Annotated in this window: 22 protein-coding genes; 12 read left to right on the top strand and 10 right to left on the bottom strand. The window is 64.9% G+C overall.

The features are described 5' to 3' along the window. Positions 1-53 precede the first annotated feature (53 nt). The gene (locus L867_RS0118585; RefSeq protein ID WP_028738269.1) at positions 54-461 is read left to right on the top strand and encodes a tautomerase family protein; all 408 of its coding nucleotides are present in this window, start codon (positions 54-56) and stop codon (positions 459-461) included. Positions 462-520: 59 nt separating this feature from the next. Here L867_RS0118585 and L867_RS0118580 read toward each other — a convergent pair whose 3' ends face one another. Then, complete coding sequence (locus tag L867_RS0118580) at positions 521-973, bottom strand: hypothetical protein (protein ID WP_146086564.1); 453 nt, start codon at positions 971-973, stop codon at positions 521-523. 214 nt (positions 974-1,187) lie between these two features. Between L867_RS0118580 and L867_RS0118575 the strand changes: the two genes are divergently transcribed. Beyond that, complete coding sequence (locus L867_RS0118575) at positions 1,188-2,825, top strand: AMP-binding protein (protein ID WP_028738267.1); 1,638 nt, start codon at positions 1,188-1,190, stop codon at positions 2,823-2,825. Positions 2,826-2,843: 18 nt separating this feature from the next. On the opposite strand, the gene L867_RS0118570 is transcribed toward L867_RS0118575, so the two are convergent. The 3 genes from L867_RS0118570 to secA all read right to left on the bottom strand — a co-directional run bounded on the left by L867_RS0118570 (position 2,844) and on the right by secA (position 8,410). Then, entirely contained in the window at positions 2,844-4,121 is a 1,278-nt protein-coding gene (locus L867_RS0118570; RefSeq protein WP_104367995.1) for a GNAT family N-acetyltransferase, read from the bottom strand. 2 nt (positions 4,122-4,123) lie between these two features. Continuing rightward, the gene (locus L867_RS0118565; protein ID WP_028738265.1) at positions 4,124-5,527 is read right to left on the bottom strand and encodes a lipopolysaccharide biosynthesis protein; all 1,404 of its coding nucleotides are present in this window, start codon (positions 5,525-5,527) and stop codon (positions 4,124-4,126) included. A 165-nt stretch (positions 5,528-5,692) separates the two neighbouring features. After that, positions 5,693-8,410, bottom strand: coding sequence for a preprotein translocase subunit SecA (secA, locus tag L867_RS0118560; RefSeq protein WP_028738264.1), 2,718 nt, complete (start codon positions 8,408-8,410; stop codon positions 5,693-5,695). Positions 8,411-8,652: 242 nt separating this feature from the next. On the opposite strand from secA, the gene L867_RS0118555 reads away from it, so the two are divergent. From L867_RS0118555 to L867_RS27070, 6 genes are all read left to right on the top strand, one after another. Further along, positions 8,653-9,498 carry a peptidylprolyl isomerase gene (locus L867_RS0118555; RefSeq protein WP_028738263.1) on the top strand — a complete coding sequence of 282 codons (846 nt, stop codon included), beginning with the start codon at positions 8,653-8,655 and terminating at the stop codon, positions 9,496-9,498. A 67-nt stretch (positions 9,499-9,565) separates the two neighbouring features. Further along, entirely contained in the window at positions 9,566-10,807 is a 1,242-nt protein-coding gene (argJ, locus tag L867_RS0118550) for a bifunctional glutamate N-acetyltransferase/amino-acid acetyltransferase ArgJ (RefSeq protein ID WP_028738262.1), read from the top strand. A gap of 8 nt (positions 10,808-10,815) precedes the next feature. After that, complete coding sequence (locus L867_RS0118545) at positions 10,816-11,598, top strand: GNAT family N-acetyltransferase (protein WP_028738261.1); 783 nt, start codon at positions 10,816-10,818, stop codon at positions 11,596-11,598. Continuing rightward, a complete protein-coding gene (mutT, locus tag L867_RS0118540) occupies positions 11,595-12,008 on the top strand; it encodes an 8-oxo-dGTP diphosphatase MutT (RefSeq protein WP_028738260.1) in 414 nt (137 codons plus the stop codon). The genes L867_RS0118545 and mutT overlap by 4 nt, the downstream gene beginning before the upstream one ends. A 103-nt stretch (positions 12,009-12,111) precedes the next feature. After that, on the top strand, positions 12,112-12,417 hold the full coding sequence (locus tag L867_RS0118535; protein ID WP_028738259.1) for a hypothetical protein: 306 nt from the start codon (positions 12,112-12,114) through the stop codon (positions 12,415-12,417). Positions 12,418-12,476: 59 nt separating this feature from the next. After that, positions 12,477-12,644: a Flp family type IVb pilin gene (locus tag L867_RS27070; RefSeq protein WP_084638627.1), complete on the top strand. Its 168-nt coding sequence runs from the start codon at positions 12,477-12,479 to the stop codon at positions 12,642-12,644. A gap of 86 nt (positions 12,645-12,730) precedes the next feature. Here the strand turns inward: L867_RS27070 and L867_RS0118525 are convergent, their stop codons facing one another. After that, complete coding sequence (locus L867_RS0118525) at positions 12,731-13,630, bottom strand: methyltransferase domain-containing protein (protein WP_028738258.1); 900 nt, start codon at positions 13,628-13,630, stop codon at positions 12,731-12,733. A gap of 64 nt (positions 13,631-13,694) precedes the next feature. Between L867_RS0118525 and L867_RS0118520 the strand changes: the two genes are divergently transcribed. Genes L867_RS0118520 through L867_RS0118505 form a run of 4 tightly spaced genes read left to right on the top strand, consistent with a single transcriptional unit; the run spans position 13,695 to position 16,081 of the window. Beyond that, a complete protein-coding gene (locus L867_RS0118520) occupies positions 13,695-14,471 on the top strand; it encodes a ComF family protein (RefSeq protein WP_028738257.1) in 777 nt (258 codons plus the stop codon). Positions 14,472-14,527: 56 nt separating this feature from the next. Continuing rightward, positions 14,528-14,785, top strand: coding sequence for a glutaredoxin 3 (gene grxC, locus L867_RS0118515; protein ID WP_028738256.1), 258 nt, complete (start codon positions 14,528-14,530; stop codon positions 14,783-14,785). A gap of 13 nt (positions 14,786-14,798) precedes the next feature. Continuing rightward, on the top strand, positions 14,799-15,656 hold the full coding sequence (locus tag L867_RS0118510) for a carbon-nitrogen hydrolase family protein (RefSeq protein ID WP_028738255.1): 858 nt from the start codon (positions 14,799-14,801) through the stop codon (positions 15,654-15,656). Beyond that, a complete protein-coding gene (locus L867_RS0118505) occupies positions 15,653-16,081 on the top strand; it encodes a DUF1178 family protein (protein WP_028738254.1) in 429 nt (142 codons plus the stop codon). Before L867_RS0118510 ends, L867_RS0118505 begins: the two co-directional genes overlap by 4 nt. A 19-nt stretch (positions 16,082-16,100) precedes the next feature. Here the strand turns inward: L867_RS0118505 and L867_RS0118500 are convergent, their stop codons facing one another. The 5 genes from L867_RS0118500 to L867_RS0118480 all read right to left on the bottom strand — a co-directional run bounded on the left by L867_RS0118500 (position 16,101) and on the right by L867_RS0118480 (position 18,571). Then, complete coding sequence (locus L867_RS0118500) at positions 16,101-16,412, bottom strand: type II toxin-antitoxin system RelE/ParE family toxin (protein ID WP_028738253.1); 312 nt, start codon at positions 16,410-16,412, stop codon at positions 16,101-16,103. Then, complete coding sequence (locus L867_RS0118495) at positions 16,409-16,678, bottom strand: hypothetical protein (protein ID WP_028738252.1); 270 nt, start codon at positions 16,676-16,678, stop codon at positions 16,409-16,411. Before L867_RS0118495 ends, L867_RS0118500 begins: the two co-directional genes overlap by 4 nt. A gap of 103 nt (positions 16,679-16,781) precedes the next feature. Continuing rightward, entirely contained in the window at positions 16,782-17,333 is a 552-nt protein-coding gene (locus L867_RS0118490) for a DUF924 family protein (protein WP_028738251.1), read from the bottom strand. After that, positions 17,330-18,085 carry a bifunctional 2-polyprenyl-6-hydroxyphenol methylase/3-demethylubiquinol 3-O-methyltransferase UbiG gene (ubiG, locus tag L867_RS0118485; protein WP_028738250.1) on the bottom strand — a complete coding sequence of 252 codons (756 nt, stop codon included), beginning with the start codon at positions 18,083-18,085 and terminating at the stop codon, positions 17,330-17,332. The genes L867_RS0118490 and ubiG overlap by 4 nt, the downstream gene beginning before the upstream one ends. Before the next feature lie 57 nt (positions 18,086-18,142). Beyond that, complete coding sequence (locus tag L867_RS0118480; protein WP_028738249.1) at positions 18,143-18,571, bottom strand: hypothetical protein; 429 nt, start codon at positions 18,569-18,571, stop codon at positions 18,143-18,145. Positions 18,572-18,685: the final 114 nt, after the last annotated feature.

Genomic DNA, 18,685 nt, shown 5'->3' with positions numbered 1-18,685 from the left:
CCTTGGCTTGCCAGACCGCTGGCCCCTGCCACCGACAAGAGAGGATAAGAACTATGCCGATCATCAACATTGCCGTCTCTACCGCTCCCAACGCCGATCGCTCGGCCCGGATCGCCGGAAAGATCACCGAGCTGAGCCGTCAGCATTTGCGCAAGGATCCCACGGTGACGGCGGTCGCAATTTCCCATATCGATCCCAGCCACTGGTTCGCGGGCGGGCCGTCGCTCGCCGCGCAAGGCGTCGAGAGCTTCTTTCTCGACATCAAGGTGGTCGACGGCACCAACACCAAGGGCGAACTGGCCGACTACATGGCGGCGGTGTTTTCGGCCATGGGGGAAGCCTTAGGGGGCGTGCATGCCGAGAGCTATGTCCATGTCCACGAGGTTTCGGCCGCAGCCTATGGCTTCGGCGGCATCACGCAGGAATATCGCTATATCAAGGGTCGGCTCGATGCGGCGTGACAGCCGCAGGCCGTGCGGGTGAGGGGCGAATGATCCCGGTCCCGCCGGGATCGGTCGCCTCAGGCCTTCGCCGCGGCCGCCTTGCCGAGGTGTTCGAGCAGAGTCTTCAGTTCGCCGGCGCGCACCATCTGCGCCGGGGTTCGGCCGCCGAGTTCGCTTAAGCGGTGGCTGCGATACCACTTTTCCGCCGCCTCGGCCGAGCCTAAGCTCTTGACGATGCGCGCGAGCAAGAGATGTTTGGCCTCCGCTGCCGGCAGCGCTCCGGCGTCGATCGCCGCGCCGAGCCTGACCGCTGCGGTCTTGGCCGCCTGCTGCTTCATCTTCTGCCGCGTCGCCGCCACCGAAGGGTGGACGGGGGCGAAGATGTTGACCGTGGTCTTGGTCGGATCCGCCTCGGCGGATGGCTGCCTTGGCTTGCGTCCGGCCTTCTGCGGCACAAGACCCGCATCCATGGTCACCTGCTTGACGGGCTGGGCCAGTCGAACGCTCTTGCCGGTCGGCGTTTTGGTCATGATCTCTGCCCGTTCCATGCTCGTCGGATGCGATTTCGAATATGGCGGGGGTGACGGCGACGGCTGTTTCGCCTACCGCATATCCCGCCAAACGACGTTAGCACGCGGCCGGAAAAACTGTCCAGCCGATGCGATGGCAGGTCACGTTCACGTCCATTGTGCATGTGCGAAAGGAATGATACCTAGAATCTTCGTCATTTAGCGGGAAATCGGCATGTTTCTGCCCGAATTAGGTTCGTACGAAGCCATCTATAGCGGATTTTCGTGGCAGATTCCGCCGGATTTCAACATCGGCCGTGCCGTCAGCGACGATTGGGCGGTGCAGCATGCCGACCGCGTCTGCCTCGAGCATTTCTCGGCCGACGGCCGGCACCTGTCGATGACCTATGGTCAACTCTCGGCAAAATCGGCGGCCTTCGCCCATGCGCTGACCGCGCTCGGCATCGCCCGCGGCGACCGGGTGGCGCTTCTCCTGCCGCAATCGTTCGAGACGGTGATTGCCCATGTGGCGATCTACAAGATGGGGGCCATCGCCTTGCCGCTGGCGCTGCTGTTTGGCGTCGAGGCCTTGGAATACCGGCTTTCCGCCGCCGGCGCCCGCGCCGTCGTCACCAATGATTTCGGTCTTTCGCGCCTGGAGGAAATCCGTCCGCGCCTGCCGGCCCTCGAACACGTGATCTCGACCGGGGCCGCGCCCGGCGCCGTGCATTCCTTCGCGTCTCTCGTCGAGGCCCACCCCTCCGTCTTCGAGGTCGCCGAGACGGGCCCGGACACGCCGGCGCTGATGATCTTCACCTCGGGCACCACCGGTCCGCCCAAGGGCGCGCTGCATGGCCACCGGGTTCTGCCGGGCCACATTCCCGGCTTCCAGATGGTGCATGATTTCCTGCCCAAGCCCGGCGACAAGGTCTGGACGCCATCCGACTGGGCCTGGGCGGGCGGGCTTCTCAACGCGCTCCTTCCGGCGCTGATGCTCGGTGTGCCGGTGGTCTCCTCGCCGGCGCAGAAGTTCGATCCTGACATGGCCTTCCGCATCATGGCCGAGATGAAGGTGAAGAACGCCTTCATCCCGCCGACCGCGCTGCGCCTCTTGAAGTCGGTCGAGCGGCCGCTGGAGAAATACGACCTCGTGCTCCGCAGCATCGGCTCGGCCGGGGAATCGCTCGGTCGCGAGACCTATGAATGGGTGAAGGCGACGCTCGGCATCGTGCCCAACGAGTTCTACGGCCAGACCGAATGCAATTTCGTCCTCGGCTCCGCCGCCCATCTGGGCGTCACCAGGGGCGGGGCGATCGGCCGCGCCGTACCGGGCCATCGCGTAGCGATCATCGACGACGAAGGCCGTGAAGTGCCGGCCGGCGTCACCGGCCAGGTGGCGATCGCCACGCCCGATCCGGTGATGTTCCTCGGCTACTGGAACGACGAGCCGGCGACCGCGCGAAAATTCGTCGGCGACTGGATGAAGACCGGCGACCTCGGGCGCCAGGATGCCGAGGGTTATGTCGAGTTCTTCGGCCGCGACGACGACGTCATCACCTCGTCGGGTTACCGCATCGGCCCGGCCGAGATCGAGGACTGTCTGGTCGGCCATCCGGCGGTCAGGCTGGCGGCCGCGATCGGCAAGCCCGATCCGCTGCGCACCGAAATCGTCAAGGCTTTCGTCGTCGTCGCCGACGGCTATCTGCCGACGCCGGCGCTCGCCGTCGAAATCAGCAACTGGGTGAAGCAGCGGCTGTCCATGCACGAATATCCGCGCGAGGTGGAGTTCATCGCCGAGATGCCGCTCACCACCAGCGGCAAGGTCATCCGCCGGCTGCTGCGCGACCGCGAACCGGCCATCGCCGCCGAATGATCCTCAAGGGCGGTCGCCTCAGTCGTTGAACCGGCGCGACAGGATCTTGTCGCGCAGGATGCGGGCGAGGTTGCGGGTGTTGCGGTACATGTGCAACTGGGTTGCGGCCTGGCGCATGTCGCGGTCGGCATTGGGTCTCAAGCCGATCAGCAGCGTTCCCATCTCCTCGCGCTCCTTCCAGAAGCGGCTCATGATCGGATGGTCCGGCACGGCGCAGCTGTCGGTGCGCTCGATGTTCGGGTCGTCGAGATGCCAGTCGGTGAGGTCGGCGAGCAGAAGCTTGCCGGGCGAAAAGCGGGCATAGCGCTCGTCATAGGCGGTCTTCCACGTATAGGCCTCGCCGGCCATGATGAAGACGACCATCGAGGCGATCGCCCGGCCGTCCAGGTCGAGCGTGTGGATGCGCACGGCGTCCACTTCGGCCAGATTGGTGATCGCCTCGCGGGCAAAGGCGGCGCGGAAACGGTCCATGACCATGGCGGAGCGCTTGCGCCCCTTCCAGCCGCTCGCTTCCAGCGCCAGGAACTCTTCCATGCGCCGGCGGATCTCCTCCGGCTGGCGGGCGACATTGTAGCTTACGCGCCCCTGTTCCCCCAGCAGGCGGAACTGCCGGCGCATGTCGCGCAGGTGGTTCTTCGAGATCGTCGTCTTGAGATAGGTGTCGCCGTCCTCCTGGCTCTCAAGCATCGGCCGGTCGAAGGTATTGGTGATCGTCAGCGGCAGGTCGCGGCCGATCGCCACGGCCTTGATCAGCTGGGTGAAGCGGCCGTTGAGCCTCAAGTCGGGCAGGACGAGGATGCCGGGCAGCTTGGCGTCCGGGCGGGCCAGCGCTTCCAGCATGTTGTCGATGGTTTCGGCCGCGCCCTCCGCGTCGACCAGTGGGGTCCCGAGGGGCCCGAACGGATTGGACCAGACGCGCAGGATCGACGGGCCGACGGAGAAGCCGGGCTTTTCGACAGAGAACGGCATCATCAGCCGCACCCGGCTGCGGCGCGCATCCTCGTCGCGGATGACGGCGAAGCGGATCTGCCGGTCGTCGAGACGCGGCATGGCGGGAGCGAGGAAACGCGGCGCGAAGAAGACGTTCGCCTCCATCACCCGGTAGGTGAGGAAGTCGAGCTCCTCCTGCAGGTCGTAGCCGACCCGGCCCGGATAAAGGCTGAGCTGCCGGCCGGGACGGCCGACGTCGAGGCGGATGTCGGCGGCGGGCCGGCCTTCCGTCTCGCTTGCAAGGCTGCCGACCAGGCGGTTGGCGCTGCTGTTCATGCTCTCGTTGTAGATCGGTGGTTCTCCCATGATCAGGACATCCTCGTCTTGTTCAGGATCGCCAGCGGGTCGGCGAAGGCAAAGAGCACGATGCCGAGCGACGAACGCACCGCGACATGCAGCAGGATCGCCTCGATCATCATCGCGGCGGCGGTGGCGGTTGCCGCACCGGTCAGGCCGTAGAGCGGGATCAGCGTGATGTTGAGACCGATATTCGCGGTGAGGGCCACGACATAGACCGCCACGCACAGCTGCTGTTTGCCGGCCATGGTGAGCAGCACTTCGCCCGGGCCGACCAGCGCCTTCGACAGGCTGCCGGCAAACAGGATCGCCATCAGCCAGTAGCCGGCGGTAAACGCATTGCCGAACAGCGACAGCAGAAGATTGCCGGCCAGCAACACGGCCAGGCCGACCATCAGCGACGGCCAGAAGCTCCACCGGGCGGTGGTGCCGGCAAAGACAGCGAGCGGACGCAGGTCGTCGTCGGCCATCATCGCCGAGAAACGCGGTGCGGCGGCGGCCTTGACGGCGAAGAAGACGAACTGCACCAGCGCCATGGTCTTGGCGGCGGCGAAATAGATCGCCACCTGGTCCGGCTCGAGATAGAGCCCGACCACGACGACGTCGGAATTGGTGAGGAGGAAGCCAAAACCCTCGATCAGGAAGATCGGGATCGCCACCTTGAACCAGGCGAGGAAATCGATCTTGCGCGGTCCGGCGACGAAGCGTTCCTGCAGCCTGCGGTCGATCGTCAGGAACTGGCCCAGACTCGTCACATAGGTTGCGGCCAGCGCCGCCTGCATCGCCGTCGTCGCGGTCTGCGGCGCGCCGAAGGCGACGGCGGCGAGCATGAAACCGAGGATCAGCAGCGGGCGCACGATATAGGTCGGGCTCAGCGCCGCCACCGGCCAGCTGTTGGCCCGCGCCGTGCCATCGAGCACGTCGCCCAGCGCGATCATCGGCAGGGCCAGCAGGCCGAGGAACAGGGGAACCATGTAATAGGCCTGGATCGCTTCGCCGAAGAAATGCAGGACGAGGAAGCCGATCAGGGCGAGCGTGCTGGCCGAACTGATGGCGAAGACCCGCGCCGTCATCGTCAGTCCGCGGATCTCGTCGCGTTCGTCGCGGGCGTCGTATTGCGGCAGGAAGCGGATGACGGCGGTGTGGAATCCGAGGCACGACAGGTTGCCGAACAGCACGACCAGCACCCAGACGAAGACGAAGATGCCGTATTCGAACTCGCCCATCAGCCGGGCCTGGACGATCTGGGAGACAAAGGCGATGGCGGCGGAGACGATGCGGATGGCAAAGGCGATCAGCGCCATGCGCTGGGCGCGCGCCGTCTCGTCCTTGCTGGCCAGGGCTGCGACGAGCTTGTGCAATGCCGGGTGGAGGCCGGACGGCAGTATCTTCTCCGCTGTGTGGATGACCGCCATGATCGACAACAAGGGCCCGCTGGTGACGCAATTACAACAGCAGCGACCTTGTCAGATCACGGTTAAGAAACGGTTCCGCCGGCCTGTCCGCCGGCGAGGCCATCGAAGAAAAAAGGCGACCGGGAGGTCGCCTTTTCTGGGTTGATTGCCGAGAATGCCCGACGGTCAGGCGGTTTCGTAGGCGCCGTGGCAGTGCTTGTACTTCTTGCCCGAGCCGCAGGGGCAGGCGTCGTTGCGGCCGACCCGACCCCAGGTCGAGGGATCGTTCGGGTCGCGATTTTCCGGCGCGACGAAGGGAAGCGCGGCAAAGGCCGAGCCTTCGCCGAAGTCGTCTTCGCCGGTGGTGGCGTCGACGTGATGGCCTTCCATTTCCGGCACGGCCGGGGCCGGCGGCGCCTCGCGCACCAGTTCGACGCGCATCATTTGCGTGGTCACGGCGTCGCGCAGATTGGCGAGCAGCGCCTGGAACAGTTCGAAGGCCTCGGCCTTGTATTCCTGCAGCGGGTCGCGCTGGGCATAGCCGCGGAAGCCGACGACCGAGCGCAGGTGGTCGAGGTTGACGATGTGCTCGCGCCACAGGTTGTCGATGGTCTGCAGCACGACGGAGCGCTCGACATAGGCCATGATCTCGTCGCCGAAACGCTCGGCCTTGTCGGCCATCGCCTTGTCGGCCGCTTCGGTGATCCGGGCGACCATGTCGTCTTCGGCAATGCCTTCCTCTTCGGCCCAGGCGTCGATCGGCAGGTCGAGGTTGAGGGTTATGGCGACCTGCTGCTTGAGGCCGGCCACGTCCCACTGCTCGACATAGGCGCGCTCGGGGATATGGGTGCGCACCATGGTCTCGATGACCTCGTGGCGCATGTCCTCGATCGTGCCGGATACGTCGGTCGCATCCATCAGCTCGATGCGCTGCTCGAAGATGACCTTGCGCTGGTCGTTCAGCACGTCGTCATACTTCAGGAGGTTCTTGCGGATGTCGAAGTTGCGGGCTTCGACCTTCTTCTGGGCGCGTTCCAGCGCCTTGTTGATCCACGGATGGACGATCGCCTCGCCGTCCTTCAGGCCGAGCTTCTGCAGCATCGAGTCCATGCGGTCGGAACCGAAGATCCGCATCAGGTCGTCCTGCAGCGACAGGTAGAACTTGGAGCGGCCCGGGTCACCCTGACGGCCGGAACGGCCGCGCAGCTGGTTGTCGATGCGCCGGCTCTCGTGGCGTTCGGTGGCGATCACGTAGAGGCCGCCGGCGGCGAGCGCCTTGGCCTTGAGCTCGGCCACTTCGGCGCGGGCGGCGGCGATCTTGGCGTCGCGCTCGGGGCCCGGCTCCATGCCTTCGAGCTCGCGCTCGAGGCGCATGTCGAGATTGCCGCCGAGCTGGATGTCGGTGCCTCGGCCGGCCATGTTGGTGGCGATCGTCACTGCGCCCGGAACGCCGGCCTGGGAAACGATGTAGGCTTCCTGTTCGTGATAGCGGGCGTTGAGCACGGCGAAATTATCGAAGCCGGACTGCTTCAGCATGGCGGCGAGCAGTTCGGACTTTTCGATCGAGGTGGTCCCGACCAGAACCGGCTGGTTGCGGCTATGGGCGTCCTTGATCTCCTCGATGATCGCCTTGAACTTCTCTTCCGCCGTCCGGTAGACCTCGTCGTCCTCGTCGATACGCTGGATCGGCAGGTTGGTCGGAACCTCGATGACGTCGAGCCCGTAGATGTTCTGGAATTCTTCCGCTTCGGTCGAGGCCGTGCCGGTCATGCCGGCGAGCTTGCCGTACATGCGGAAATAGTTCTGGAAGGTGATCGAGGCCAGCGTCTGGTTTTCCGGCTGGATCTGCACCTTTTCCTTGGCTTCGAGCGCCTGGTGCTGGCCTTCGGAATAACGTCGTCCCGGCATCATGCGGCCGGTGAACTCGTCGATGATGACGATTTCGTTGTTGCGGACGATGTAGTCCTTGTCACGCGAGAACAGCTTGTGGGCCTTCAGCGCGTTGTTGATGTGGTGGACGATCGCCACGTTCTCGACGTCGTAGAGCGAGACGCCCTTCAGGAGGTTCGCCTCGCGCAGCAGGTTCTCGAGCTTTTCGGTGCCGACTTCCGAGAAGTTGGCCGAACGCTGCTTCTCGTCGATTTCGTAGTCTTCCTCCGACAGAAGCGGGATGAAGGCGTCGATCGTGGTGTAGAGATCGGAGCGGTCGTCCAGCGGACCGGAAATGATCAGCGGCGTGCGCGCTTCGTCGACCAGGATCGAGTCCACTTCGTCGACGATCGCGTAATTGTGTCCGCGCTGCACCATCTGGCCGCGCTCGTACTTCATGTTGTCGCGCAGATAGTCGAAGCCGAGTTCGTTGTTGGTGGCGTAGGTGATGTCGCAGGCATAGGCCGCGCGGCGTTCCTCGTCGGTGATGCCGTGGACGATGACGCCGGTGGTGAGGCCGAGGAAGCTGTAGAGCTTGCCCATCGTCATCGAGTCGCGCTTGGCGAGGTAGTCGTTGACGGTAACGACATGCACGCCCTTGCCGGCGAGCGCGTTCAGGTAGACGGCAAGCGTTGCCACCAGCGTCTTGCCTTCACCCGTCTTCATCTCGGCGATGCAGTTGTCGTTGAGGATCATGGCGCCGACCAGCTGCACGTCGAAGGGCCGCATGCCGAGCGCGCGGTGCGCGGCTTCGCGGGCAACGGCAAAGGCCGGCACGAGCAGGTCTTCGACCGACTTGCCGTCGGCCAGCATCTTGCGGAACTCCTGCGTCTTGCCGGCGAGAGCCTCGTCGGACAGCGCCTTCATGCTCTCTTCGAGAGCGTTGATTGCGGCGACCTTCGGCTGATAGGAGCGAACGCGGCGTTCGTTGGCCGATCCGAAGAGTTTGCGGGCGAGCCCACCAAGACTGACCATTCGATGGTCCTTTCTGACCTTCGTCATATTCGTAGCGTGTCCCTGCCGACCGCCGAAATTCGGCGTTTAGGCGCAGAGCAGCGGGAAACGGCTCTGGACGCGCGGTTGCGTGACAGATAAGAGGGGGGTCGAATGATGTCAACGCCACAGGGTGGCCGGAAAAGCCTGCCCTGGCGCGCGTTTGACAATTTTTCGCCCGATTCGAACGGTCTTGAAACGGTTCATCTTCCGAAAGGTTTCTTATGCTTCGTCTTCATAAAATCGCCCTCGTCGCTTGTGTGGCGTTCATCGGGCTCCAGAATCAGGCTTCCGCCGAGGACGCCGTCGTCGCCAAGGTCGGCAAGCTGGAGATTACCCAGTCCGAACTCGATCTGGCGATCGCCAATCTCGATCCGCAGCTCGCCCAGCTTCCGGACGAGCAGAAGAAGATTGCCGCGCTGTCCGGCGCAATCGACGTCAAGCTGCTCGCCGGCAATGCCGATGGCGAAGGCCTGAAGGACGATGCCGAGTTCAAGAAGCGCATGCAGTTCATCGCCGACCGCGAGCTGCACAACATCTACTTCAAGAAGCACGTCGTCGACGCCGTCACCGAAGACGAGGTCAAGGCACGCTACGACAAGGAAATCGCCGCGCTGCCGAAGCAGGTCGAAGTCAGCGCCCGCCACATCCTGGTGAAGACCGAGGAAGAGGCCAAGGCGATCATCGCCGATCTCGACGCCGGCAAGGATTTCATCGAGCTGGCCAAGGCCAAGTCGACCGATCCGAACAAGTCGGAAGGCGGCGATCTCGGCTACTTCACCAAGGGCCGCATGGTTCCGGAATTCGAGGAAGTGGCCTTCGCCATGGAGAAGGGCACCTACTCCAAGACCCCGGTCAAGACCCAGTTCGGCTTCCACGTCATCAAGGTCGAGGACAAGCGCGATGCCGCTCCGCCGGCCTATGAGACGGTTGCCCAGCAGGTCCGCCAGCTGGTGATGCGCGACAAGTATCTCGCCATCATCGAGAAGGCCAAGGCCGACCAGACCGTCGAGATCCTCGACGAGGCCCTGCGCAAGGGCTACGAGGACGTGAACAAGCCGCAGCAGTAATCCGCGGCACCTCCGATTGAAACGCGGACCCGCGCTTTTGCGGGTCCTCTCATTCCAGGCAGAGAACATGTCCGCAACCGTTTCTCCCCTTGCTCCCACGTCCTACCCGGACATGCCGTCCATTCGCGGCGTCCGTATGGCGACCGCCGCCGCCGGCATCAAGTACAAGAACCGCACCGACGTGCTGCTGATGGCGTTTGACCGTCCGGCGACGGTCGCCGGCGTGTTCACCAAGTCGAAGTGCCCCTCGGCGCCGGTCGATTTCTGCCGCTCGAACCTTGCCAATGGCGTGGCGCGCGGCGTCGTCGTCAATTCCGGCAATGCCAACGCATTCACCGGCCTCAAGGGCAAGACGGCGACCGAGCTGACGGCGAAGTCGGCGGCGGCCGCGCTCGGCTGCGGCGAGAACGAAATCTACCTGGCCTCCACCGGCGTGATCGGCGAACCGCTCGACGCCACCAAGTTTTCCGGCGTGCTGGGCGACATGGCGGCCGGCGCCACCGGCGACTTCTGGCTGGAAGCGGCAAAGGCGATCATGACCACCGACACCTATCCGAAGGTGGCGACGCGTACGACCGAGATCGGCGGCGTCAAGGTGACGATCAACGGCATCGCCAAGGGCGCGGGCATGATCGCCCCCGACATGGCGACCATGCTCTCCTTCGTCGTCACCGACGCCGATATTGCCGCCCCCGCGCTGCAGGGCCTGCTTTCGGCCGGCGTCGATCCGACCTTCAATTCCATCACCGTCGACAGCGATACCTCGACCTCCGACACGCTTCTGCTGTTTGCCACCGGCGCAGCCGGCGCCGACGGCCAGAAGACGATCGAGACGGCCGACGATCCGGCGCTCTCGGGCTTCCGCCTGGCGCTCAACGACCTGCTCAAGGACCTGGCGCTGCAAGTGGTCCGCGACGGCGAGGGCGCCCGCAAGATGGTCGAGATCACGGTGACCGGTGCCGAGAGCGATCTCGCCGCCAAGAAGATCGCGCTGTCTATCGCCAATTCGCCGCTGGTCAAGACGGCGGTTGCCGGCGAAGACGCCAATTGGGGCCGCATCGTCATGGCGGTCGGCAAGTCCGGCGAAATGGCCGACCGCGACCGTCTGGCAATCTGGTTCGGCGATATCCGCGTGGCTGTCAACGGCGAGCGCGACCCGGCCTATTCCGAGGCGGCGACGACCGCCGTGATGCAGCGCCAGGACATTCCGGTTCGCGTCGACATCGGCCTCGGCGATGGCAAGGCGACGGTCTGGACCTGCGACCTCACCAAGGAATATGTGGCAATCAACGGCGATTACCGGAGTTGATCGCCGCGATGCCTCAAGCCGCCACCGATCAGAACCTGCCGCTCGTGCGGCGCCTCGAAGCCGTCGGATTTAGGGCCTGGCCCGCGACATCCGTGCAGTATGACGGCAGCTGGCAGATCCGTCTTACCGGCGGCCACCCGTCGAAGCGGCTGAACTGCGTCGTCGCGCTCGATCCGTCGGACAGCCGCGACATCGCCATCCGGCTGGAGAAGGCGGCGCGCAGGTTCGAGGCCCATGGCCGGCCGATCCTGGTGCGCGAGACGCCTCTGACGCCGAAGCCGCTGATCGCGCTGATGCAGGCCGACGGCTGGGAGCGGTTCGAGGAAGTGCTCACGCTGACCTGCGACCTGACCGCGATCGAACTGCCGGAGAACACGCTCGACCACCTGCCGAGCCACGACGTCGGCCGCTTCGTCGATGCCGATCTCTGCGTCAACGGCACCGATCCGGCGCTCAAGCCCTCGCTGGCCGAGGTGGTCAGCGCCATCAAGCCGCCGACCGGGCTCTTCGTCATCGAGGATCCGGAGGCCGGACCGGTGGCCGTGGCGCTCTGCGTGCAGGACAACGACCTCGCCGGCATCATGTCGCTTTCCGTGAGGCCCGATCACCGCAAGCGTGGGCTCGGGCTGGAAATCGTGACGGCGGCGCTACGCTGGGCGCGGATGCGCGGGGCGAAGAGCGCCTGGCTGCAGGTCGTGGCGGACAATGCGCCGGCCCTTGCCCTCTATTCCAAGCTCGGCTTCACCGAGGCCTATCGTTACGCCTACTGGCGCAAGGCTTCCAAAGCATGACAGACGGCGGCAAGCCCATCCTGCTCGTCGTGGCCTGTGCGCTGATCGACACCGACAACCGGATCCTGCTGGCGCAGCGGCCCGAGGGCAAGTCGCTCGCGGGCCTCTGGGAATTTCCCGGCGGCAAGGTCGAGAAGGGCGAGACGCCCGAGGAGACGCTGATCCGCGAGCTTGAGGAAGAACTCGGCATCGTCACCAAGGTGCCGTGCCTGGCGCCGCTCACCTTTGCCAGCCACACCTATGAGACCTTCCACCTGCTGATGCCGCTCTACATCTGCCGGCGTTACGAGGGCATCGCTCATGGCCGCGAGGGACAGGCGGTGAAATGGGTTCGCGCCAATGCGCTCCGCGACTATCCGATGCCGCCGGCCGACGAGCCGCTGATCCCCTTCCTGCAGGACCTTCTTTAGCCTTTTCTATAATTTGCAGACGTTCTTAACGCAAAGTTTACGGCCCTGGGGCAAACCTCATGGCTGTTGTTCATGCGTTCGAAGCGCATGTATGGAGCGTTTCATGGCAAACGAGGATTTCTGGAAGGCCGTCAGGTCGAGGGAACGGTCTTCGCACCTCTCCGGAAAGACCGGAGTACTCAACATCGCCCTGCTGTTCGGGATGGCGGCGATTGCGCTGTCGCTCGTGCTGACACCCATGCTGGCGGACCGGACCGAGAAGCGAAGCCTTGCCTTCGAATCGGACCAGGTCGACATGATGAGCACCGGCTCGATCGGCAAATCGGAAGGCGGCAAGCGCTACACGATCCGTCGCAGCGTGCTGCAGGAAACACCCGGATCGGTCTGCATCGTCGGTGACGGCTGCTGACCCCATACTGGAATGCCAACTTCGCCGACATCGGCGCCGGAACGAACTCGGGAGAGGCCATGCATCTCGTCTTGAAATTCATCGCTGACCGTCAGGCGGCCACAGCCATCGAATACGGCCTCATCGCCGCGATCATCGGGTTGGCGCTGATCCTCGGTCTCGGCGCCTTTTCCGATTCGCTTGCCGGCGTCTTCGAGACGATCCGCACCGCCATCGTCAACGCCTGACGCCAGGTCTTTTCCCGGCACGTCCCTCCAAGCTGCCGCCGGACGCCTTTCGCGTGTCCTGACGGACGGCCGCACACCTCCCCAGTTCAGCCGTTTCCCCCGCTCTTCGGCGGCAGGCCCTTGGTCGGGTCGAGCGCGTCGGCAAGTCGCATCTTGGCCGAACCCGGCTTCAGCGGCTTCTGCTGGCTTTCGTGCGGTGCCCAGCCCGAGACATAAATGATCGAGAAGGTGGCGCGGATGCGCCCGTCCGGGTCGGCATAACGTTCCGCATAGCGCTCGGCGGCTTTAAGGAAAAAGGCGCGCCCGACAGGCTTGCGGCTGCGGCCGATGAGCGGGTTGGCCATGCCCATGGCCTTGAGGTCGCGCATCAGGGCGAACAGGTTGTCGTAGCGGACCGTATAGCTCTCCTCGTCGACCACCGGCAGGGTGAAGCCGGCGCGCTGCAGAAGCGCGCCGACGTCGCGAATGTCGGGGAAGGGGATGACGCGCGGGCTCGCCCCGCCATGCAGTTCGACCTCGGTGGTCAGGAGTACGTCGCGCAGCTCGCCGAGCGTGCCGGCGCCGGGGATCGCCGCGAGGAACAGGCCGTCGGGCCTCAGCGCCCGGCGGATCTGCACCAGCACGCCCGGCGTGTCGTTGGTCAGATGCAGCGCCAGCGGCGAGAGCACCAGGTTGACCGATTGCGGCGCAAGCGGCACGCCCTCGAACGGCGCTTCGGTGAGCGCTTCACCATCGGCTGAGAAATCCTGATGGGTCTCGATGCGGTCGAGCGTGTCGATCTTGCCGGTCTGGAGCGCCAGGAGGGCCGTGGCACCGGTACCACCGTGCAGCTCGACCGCATGCTCGAACCGGCGCTCGACCAGCGAGAGGCGTTCGGACAGTTCGCGCGCGGCGATCTCCAGCAGAAAATCGGTGCCCGTTTCCAGCCGGCGCCTGGCGCGCAGGCGGTTCGCCGTCACCAGATCCTGATCGAAAATCCGTTCCATCCTGTCCGCTCCAGTCAAAAACTCGGTCTGGCAAAGGCGCCGGCAAGCGCCTAATGTCAATCACATGCCGGGTCAAATAGTGCAAAAAGCCGTGTCCGTCAGTGTCGCCGTGCCGATCGGCATCGCGGCTTTCCTGCGCGACATCGTCTTTCCGCCGAGCTGCGCCCACTGCCATTGCCGCACCGGCCGGCATGGCGGGCTTTGCCCGCGCTGCTGGTCGTCCATGCGTTTCATCGAGCGGCCGTTCTGCGAGGTGCTCGGCACGCCGTTCGGCCATGATCCCGGTCCCGGCATGCTGTCGGCGGAGGCGATCGCAAATCCGCCGGTGTTCGACCGGCTGCGCAGCGTCGCGATCCACGAGGGCATCGCCCGCGACCTGGTGCACGACCTGAAATATCGCGACCGCACCGATCTCGCGCCGATGATGGCCGGCTGGATGGCGCGGGCCGGCGGCGAGGCGCTGTCCGACTGCGATGCGGTGGTCTGCGTGCCGCTGCACCGGACGCGGCTGTTTTCCCGCAAGTTCAACCAGTCGGCCGAACTCGGCCGGCATGTGGCGCGGCTCTCGGGTAAGCCCTTCCTGCCGCTCGCGCTGGTGCGCAACAAGAAGACCGCCCAGCAGGTGGGGCTGACCGCCAATGCCCGCGCAATCAACGTGCGCGGCGCCTTCGGCGTGCCGGAGGCGATGTCGCCGCAGGTGTTCGGCCGGCGCATCGTGCTCATAGACGACGTCTTCACCACTGGGGCGACGGTCAGCGCCGCCACCCGCGCGCTGAAGCGGGCAGGCGCCCGGGAGGTCACAGTTTTAACCTTTGCAAGGGCATTCTCCGGTCCTATATGACAAGGACAAACGTATTCTTTCCGGCTCTTGCCGGCCCCATCCGACCGGAGACACATATGGCATCCGTGACCATCTACACCCGCCAGGGCTGCGGCTACTGCTCGCGCGCCAAGACGCTGCTCGCCTCGAAGGGCGTTTCCTATCTCGAGCATGACGCGACCGGCAATCCGGAGCTACGCCAGGAAATGATCGCCAAGTCCAACGGCGGCATGACCTTCCCGCAGATCTTCATCGGCGAGCGCCATGTCGGCGGCTGCGACGACCTGCATGCACTCGACCGGGCCGGCAAGCTCGACGCCCTTCTGACGGCTTAAGGAAAAGTAGATCATGACCTTCAAGGCTGCTGCCATCCAGATGTGCTCGGGCGTGGACCCGGAAAAGAACGCCGCTTCCATGGCCCGTCTCGTGCGTGAAGCCGCCGGCCACGGGGCGATCTATGTGCAGACGCCGGAAATGACCGGTGCCGTGCAGAAGGACCGTCCGGGCCTGATGGCCGTCCTGCGCGACGAAGAGCATGATAACATCGTCAAGACCGCCGGGGATCTGGCGCGCGAACTTTCCATCCATCTGCATGTCGGCTCGACCGCCATCCTGTTGCCGGACGGCAAGATCGCCAACCGGGCCTTCCTGTTCGGACCCGACGGCCGCAAGATCTGCGCTTACGACAAGATCCACATGTTCGACGTCGATCTCGACAATGGCGAAAGCTGGCGCGAGAGCGCCGTCTACCGGCCGGGCGAGAAGGCGATGGTCGCCGATCTGCCGTTCGCCAAGCTCGGCTTCGGCATCTGCTACGACGTGCGCTTCCCGCAGCTTTTCCGCGCCGAGGCGCTGGCCGGTGCGCAGATCCTGACGACGCCCGCGGCCTTTACCCGCCAGACCGGCGAGGCGCATTGGGAAGTGCTGCTGCGCGCCCGGGCGATCGAGAACGGCGCCTTCGTCATTTCCGCGGCCCAGGCCGGCGTGCACCAGGACGGCCGCGAAACCTTCGGCCACTCGATGATCATCGACCCCTGGGGCAAGGTGCTGGCCGCGGCCGGCGGCACGGGCGAAGCGATCGTGCTGGCCGACATCGACGTCGGGGCGGTGGCTGCGGCGCGCGCCAAGATCCCGAACCTCAAGAATGCACGCGACTTCGAACTCAGCATGCAGCCCGAACTGGCGAAAGGGGGCGTCACCGTTTGATCCGCTACTCGCTCATCTGCGACAAGGGACACGACTTCGAGGGCTGGTTCTCGGAGAGCGGAGACTTCGACCGCCAGAAGGCGAGCGGGTATCTGAGCTGCCCCGCCTGCGGTTCGCTCGAGGTGTCGAAGGTGCTGATGGCGCCTTCGGTCTCGACCGCGCGGCAGAAGGAGGCGGTGCATGCACTCGCCGTCACCGAGGCGCAGAAGACGGCGATGGTCAAGCTGAAGGAGGCGATCACCGCGATCCGGGCCAATAGCGAGGATGTCGGCGAGCGCTTTCCCGAGGAGGCCCGCAAGATCCACTACGGCGAAGCCGAAGCGCGCGGCATCATCGGCGAGGCGTCGCTTGCCGAGGTGAAGGCGCTGGTCGACGAGGGCATCGAGATCGCCCCGCTGCCGGTTTTGCCGGACGACGTGAATTGACGCTTCAGGCGTTTGAATCTCAGAAATTGCGTTTGGCTTGCCGAGCCAAGATCCGCTCATAGTTGCGGGCGCCGTGAAGAATGCGGACAATGGTCACCGTGGTCTGATCTGTTTGGTAGAAGATCAGATAGCGGTCGAATACGCGCCGCCTCATGGCGCCGACGCGCGTAAGATGGATACGCGCGAAAGCCTCCGGCATGTCGGCAATCTCAAGACAGCACTGCAGCAGTTCGTCCAAGAAAGCGTCGGCGCGCGACGGATTGTGTTCGAGGATATAACGGCCGATGGCGGTCAGATCGGCGCGGGCCGAACGGGTGAACGCAACCTTCATGCTCGCCGGCGTTTTAGGCCGAGCTCGGCGCGAACGCTGTCAAAAGCCTCTTCGGCCGACGTCACGCGTCCGGCCTCGATGTCGGAAAGGCCGCGGCCCAGTTCCTGCTCCAATGTCTGCAGGGCTTGCTCATCCTCGAAGCGTTCATGCAGCAGCGCCTCGACATAGGCACTGGCGGAGGGGAATGATCCGCGCTTCATTTCCTGGAGGATGAATTCCTCGATCTGCGGGTCCACATGGACAGCAATCTCTGTCTTTCCGGCCATCACGACTTCCTCATCCGTCAGAAAGTCAGCATATCATGACCGGGGATGTGGGGGAAATGTCTCGATTCTGGCCGGATGACTTATCTGCCGCCGACCCAAGACCTCACCCCTTGAAGCCGCCGCCGTCGAGATAGGTTTGCTCTTCTGCTGTCGTCTCGCGTCCGAGGGCGGCGTTGCGGTGGGGAAAGCGGCCGAATTTGGCGATGATGTCGCGGTGCTCGACCGCCCAGCGCAGGCTCTCGGCATCGCCGGTCTCGTCGCGATGGGCGGTGAAGAGTTGCAGGCTCAGCGCCTGGTCGGCCGGGTCCTCCGAATGCTCGAAGGGCAGATAGAGGAAGGGGCGCAGCTTCGGCTCGACCGCGCGGTCGAAACCCCGCGCCAGCGCCTCGCGGGCGATCCGGCGGGCAAGGCCGTCGGTTGCGAAGGCATGGCCGCTGTCGCGGAAGAGATTGCGGGGGAACTGGTCAAGCAGGATCAGAAGCGCCGGCGTGCCTTCGGCCGTCTGGCCCCAGTCGGCGAGATCGCCGCGGGCCGCGGCGAAATGCGTGTCGAGAAAGCCGTCGCGGATCGCCGCGTCGAAACCGTCGTCCTTGGCGAACCACTTTTCCGGTCCGGCCCCGAGCCAGAAGGAAACGACGTCCGCAGGGGCCGTCATGCGGCGGCTGCCGGCCGGCGGGCCAGCACCATGTAGTTGACGTCGATGTCGGGCGAGAGATTCCACTGGTTGTGGAGCGGATTGAAGAACACGCCCTTCATCTCGACGACCTCCATGCCGCTCGTCTTCAGCGGGGCCTCGAGCTCTTCCGGGCGGACCAGCTTCTCGTACTGGTGCGTGCCGCGCGGCAGCCAGCCGAGCACGTATTCGGCGCCGACGATGGCAAGCGCGGCGGCCTTGAAGGTGCGGTTGATGGTGGAGACCAGCATCAGGCCACCGGGCCGCACCATGGAGGCGCAGGTGGAGATGAAGAATTCCACGTCGGCGACATGCTCGACGACTTCCATGTTGAGGACGACGTCGAAGGTTTCGCCGGCGGCTGCGAGCGATTCCGCGGTCACGGCGCGATAGTCGACCTTGACCCCTGTCTGGGCGGCATGGGTGCTGGCAATGCCGATATTGCGCTCGGAGGCGTCCGCGCCGAGCACGTCGGCGCCCATCCGGGCGACCGGCTCGGAGAGCAGCCCGCCGCCGCAGCCGATGTCGAGGATGCGCAGGCCTTCGAGCGGGTGATGAGCCTTGGGGTCACGGCCGAAATGGGTTGCGACATGATCGCGGATATAGGCGAGGCGGACGGGATTGATCTTGTGCAGGGGCTTGAACTTGCCGGTCGGGTCCCACCATTCCGCCGCCATGGCGGAAAAACGGTCGACTTCGACCTGATCGATCGTGGTGCGTGCTTCAGCGCTCATTATCGGATCCTCTCTGCACGGATATTGCTGTTCAAGTCGGCCGATCGGGCCGCAAAGTCAAGGGTCCGGCTCGTCGCGGGCGAAGCGTGCGTCAAGGCGGCGCTGCCGCCGATTCGGCTTCCTGAGATAGTATTCCATGGTGAGCGGATCGTCCTCGCCCAGCATGGCGTCGATCTGCGGCAGTGTCGTCCCGACGAGATAGTCGAAGATTTTCTCTTCGGCATTCACGATGCAGAGCGGAAGGCAGGCGACGGCGGCGCCGCTCAGGCCGAGTTCGCGCTCCCTGGCGATCGCCGGACCCTGGCGTGGCGTGGCGAGCATCGGGCCGCTGCATATGCGGTTGCGACGACAGGACCGATAGCGGCACAAAGGGCGGTTGAGCGCTTCGCAGCGATAGCGCAGGGTGAGCGTGCCCACGATCCGCCAGCGGGCCTCGTGGTGCTCCTCGCGGGCGCGTTCCAGTTCCGGATAGTCGTTCTTTGCCATGGCTTTCCTCATTTCGCGCATGGGTGATCGTTCACGCGGGTCGAAACCCCGTGTCTTGCTGTCTTCTTGCTTTTCCGGCCATCCGGCCGGGGCGCCCGGCATGCCGGACAAAAT

Origin of the sequence: Paenirhizobium selenitireducens ATCC BAA-1503 (assembly GCF_000518785.1) — a bacterium.
Lineage (GTDB): Bacteria > Pseudomonadota > Alphaproteobacteria > Rhizobiales > Rhizobiaceae > Allorhizobium > Allorhizobium selenitireducens.
Note: the sequence above shows the minus strand (reverse complement) of the source record. Positions and strands in the feature narration are given on the sequence as shown.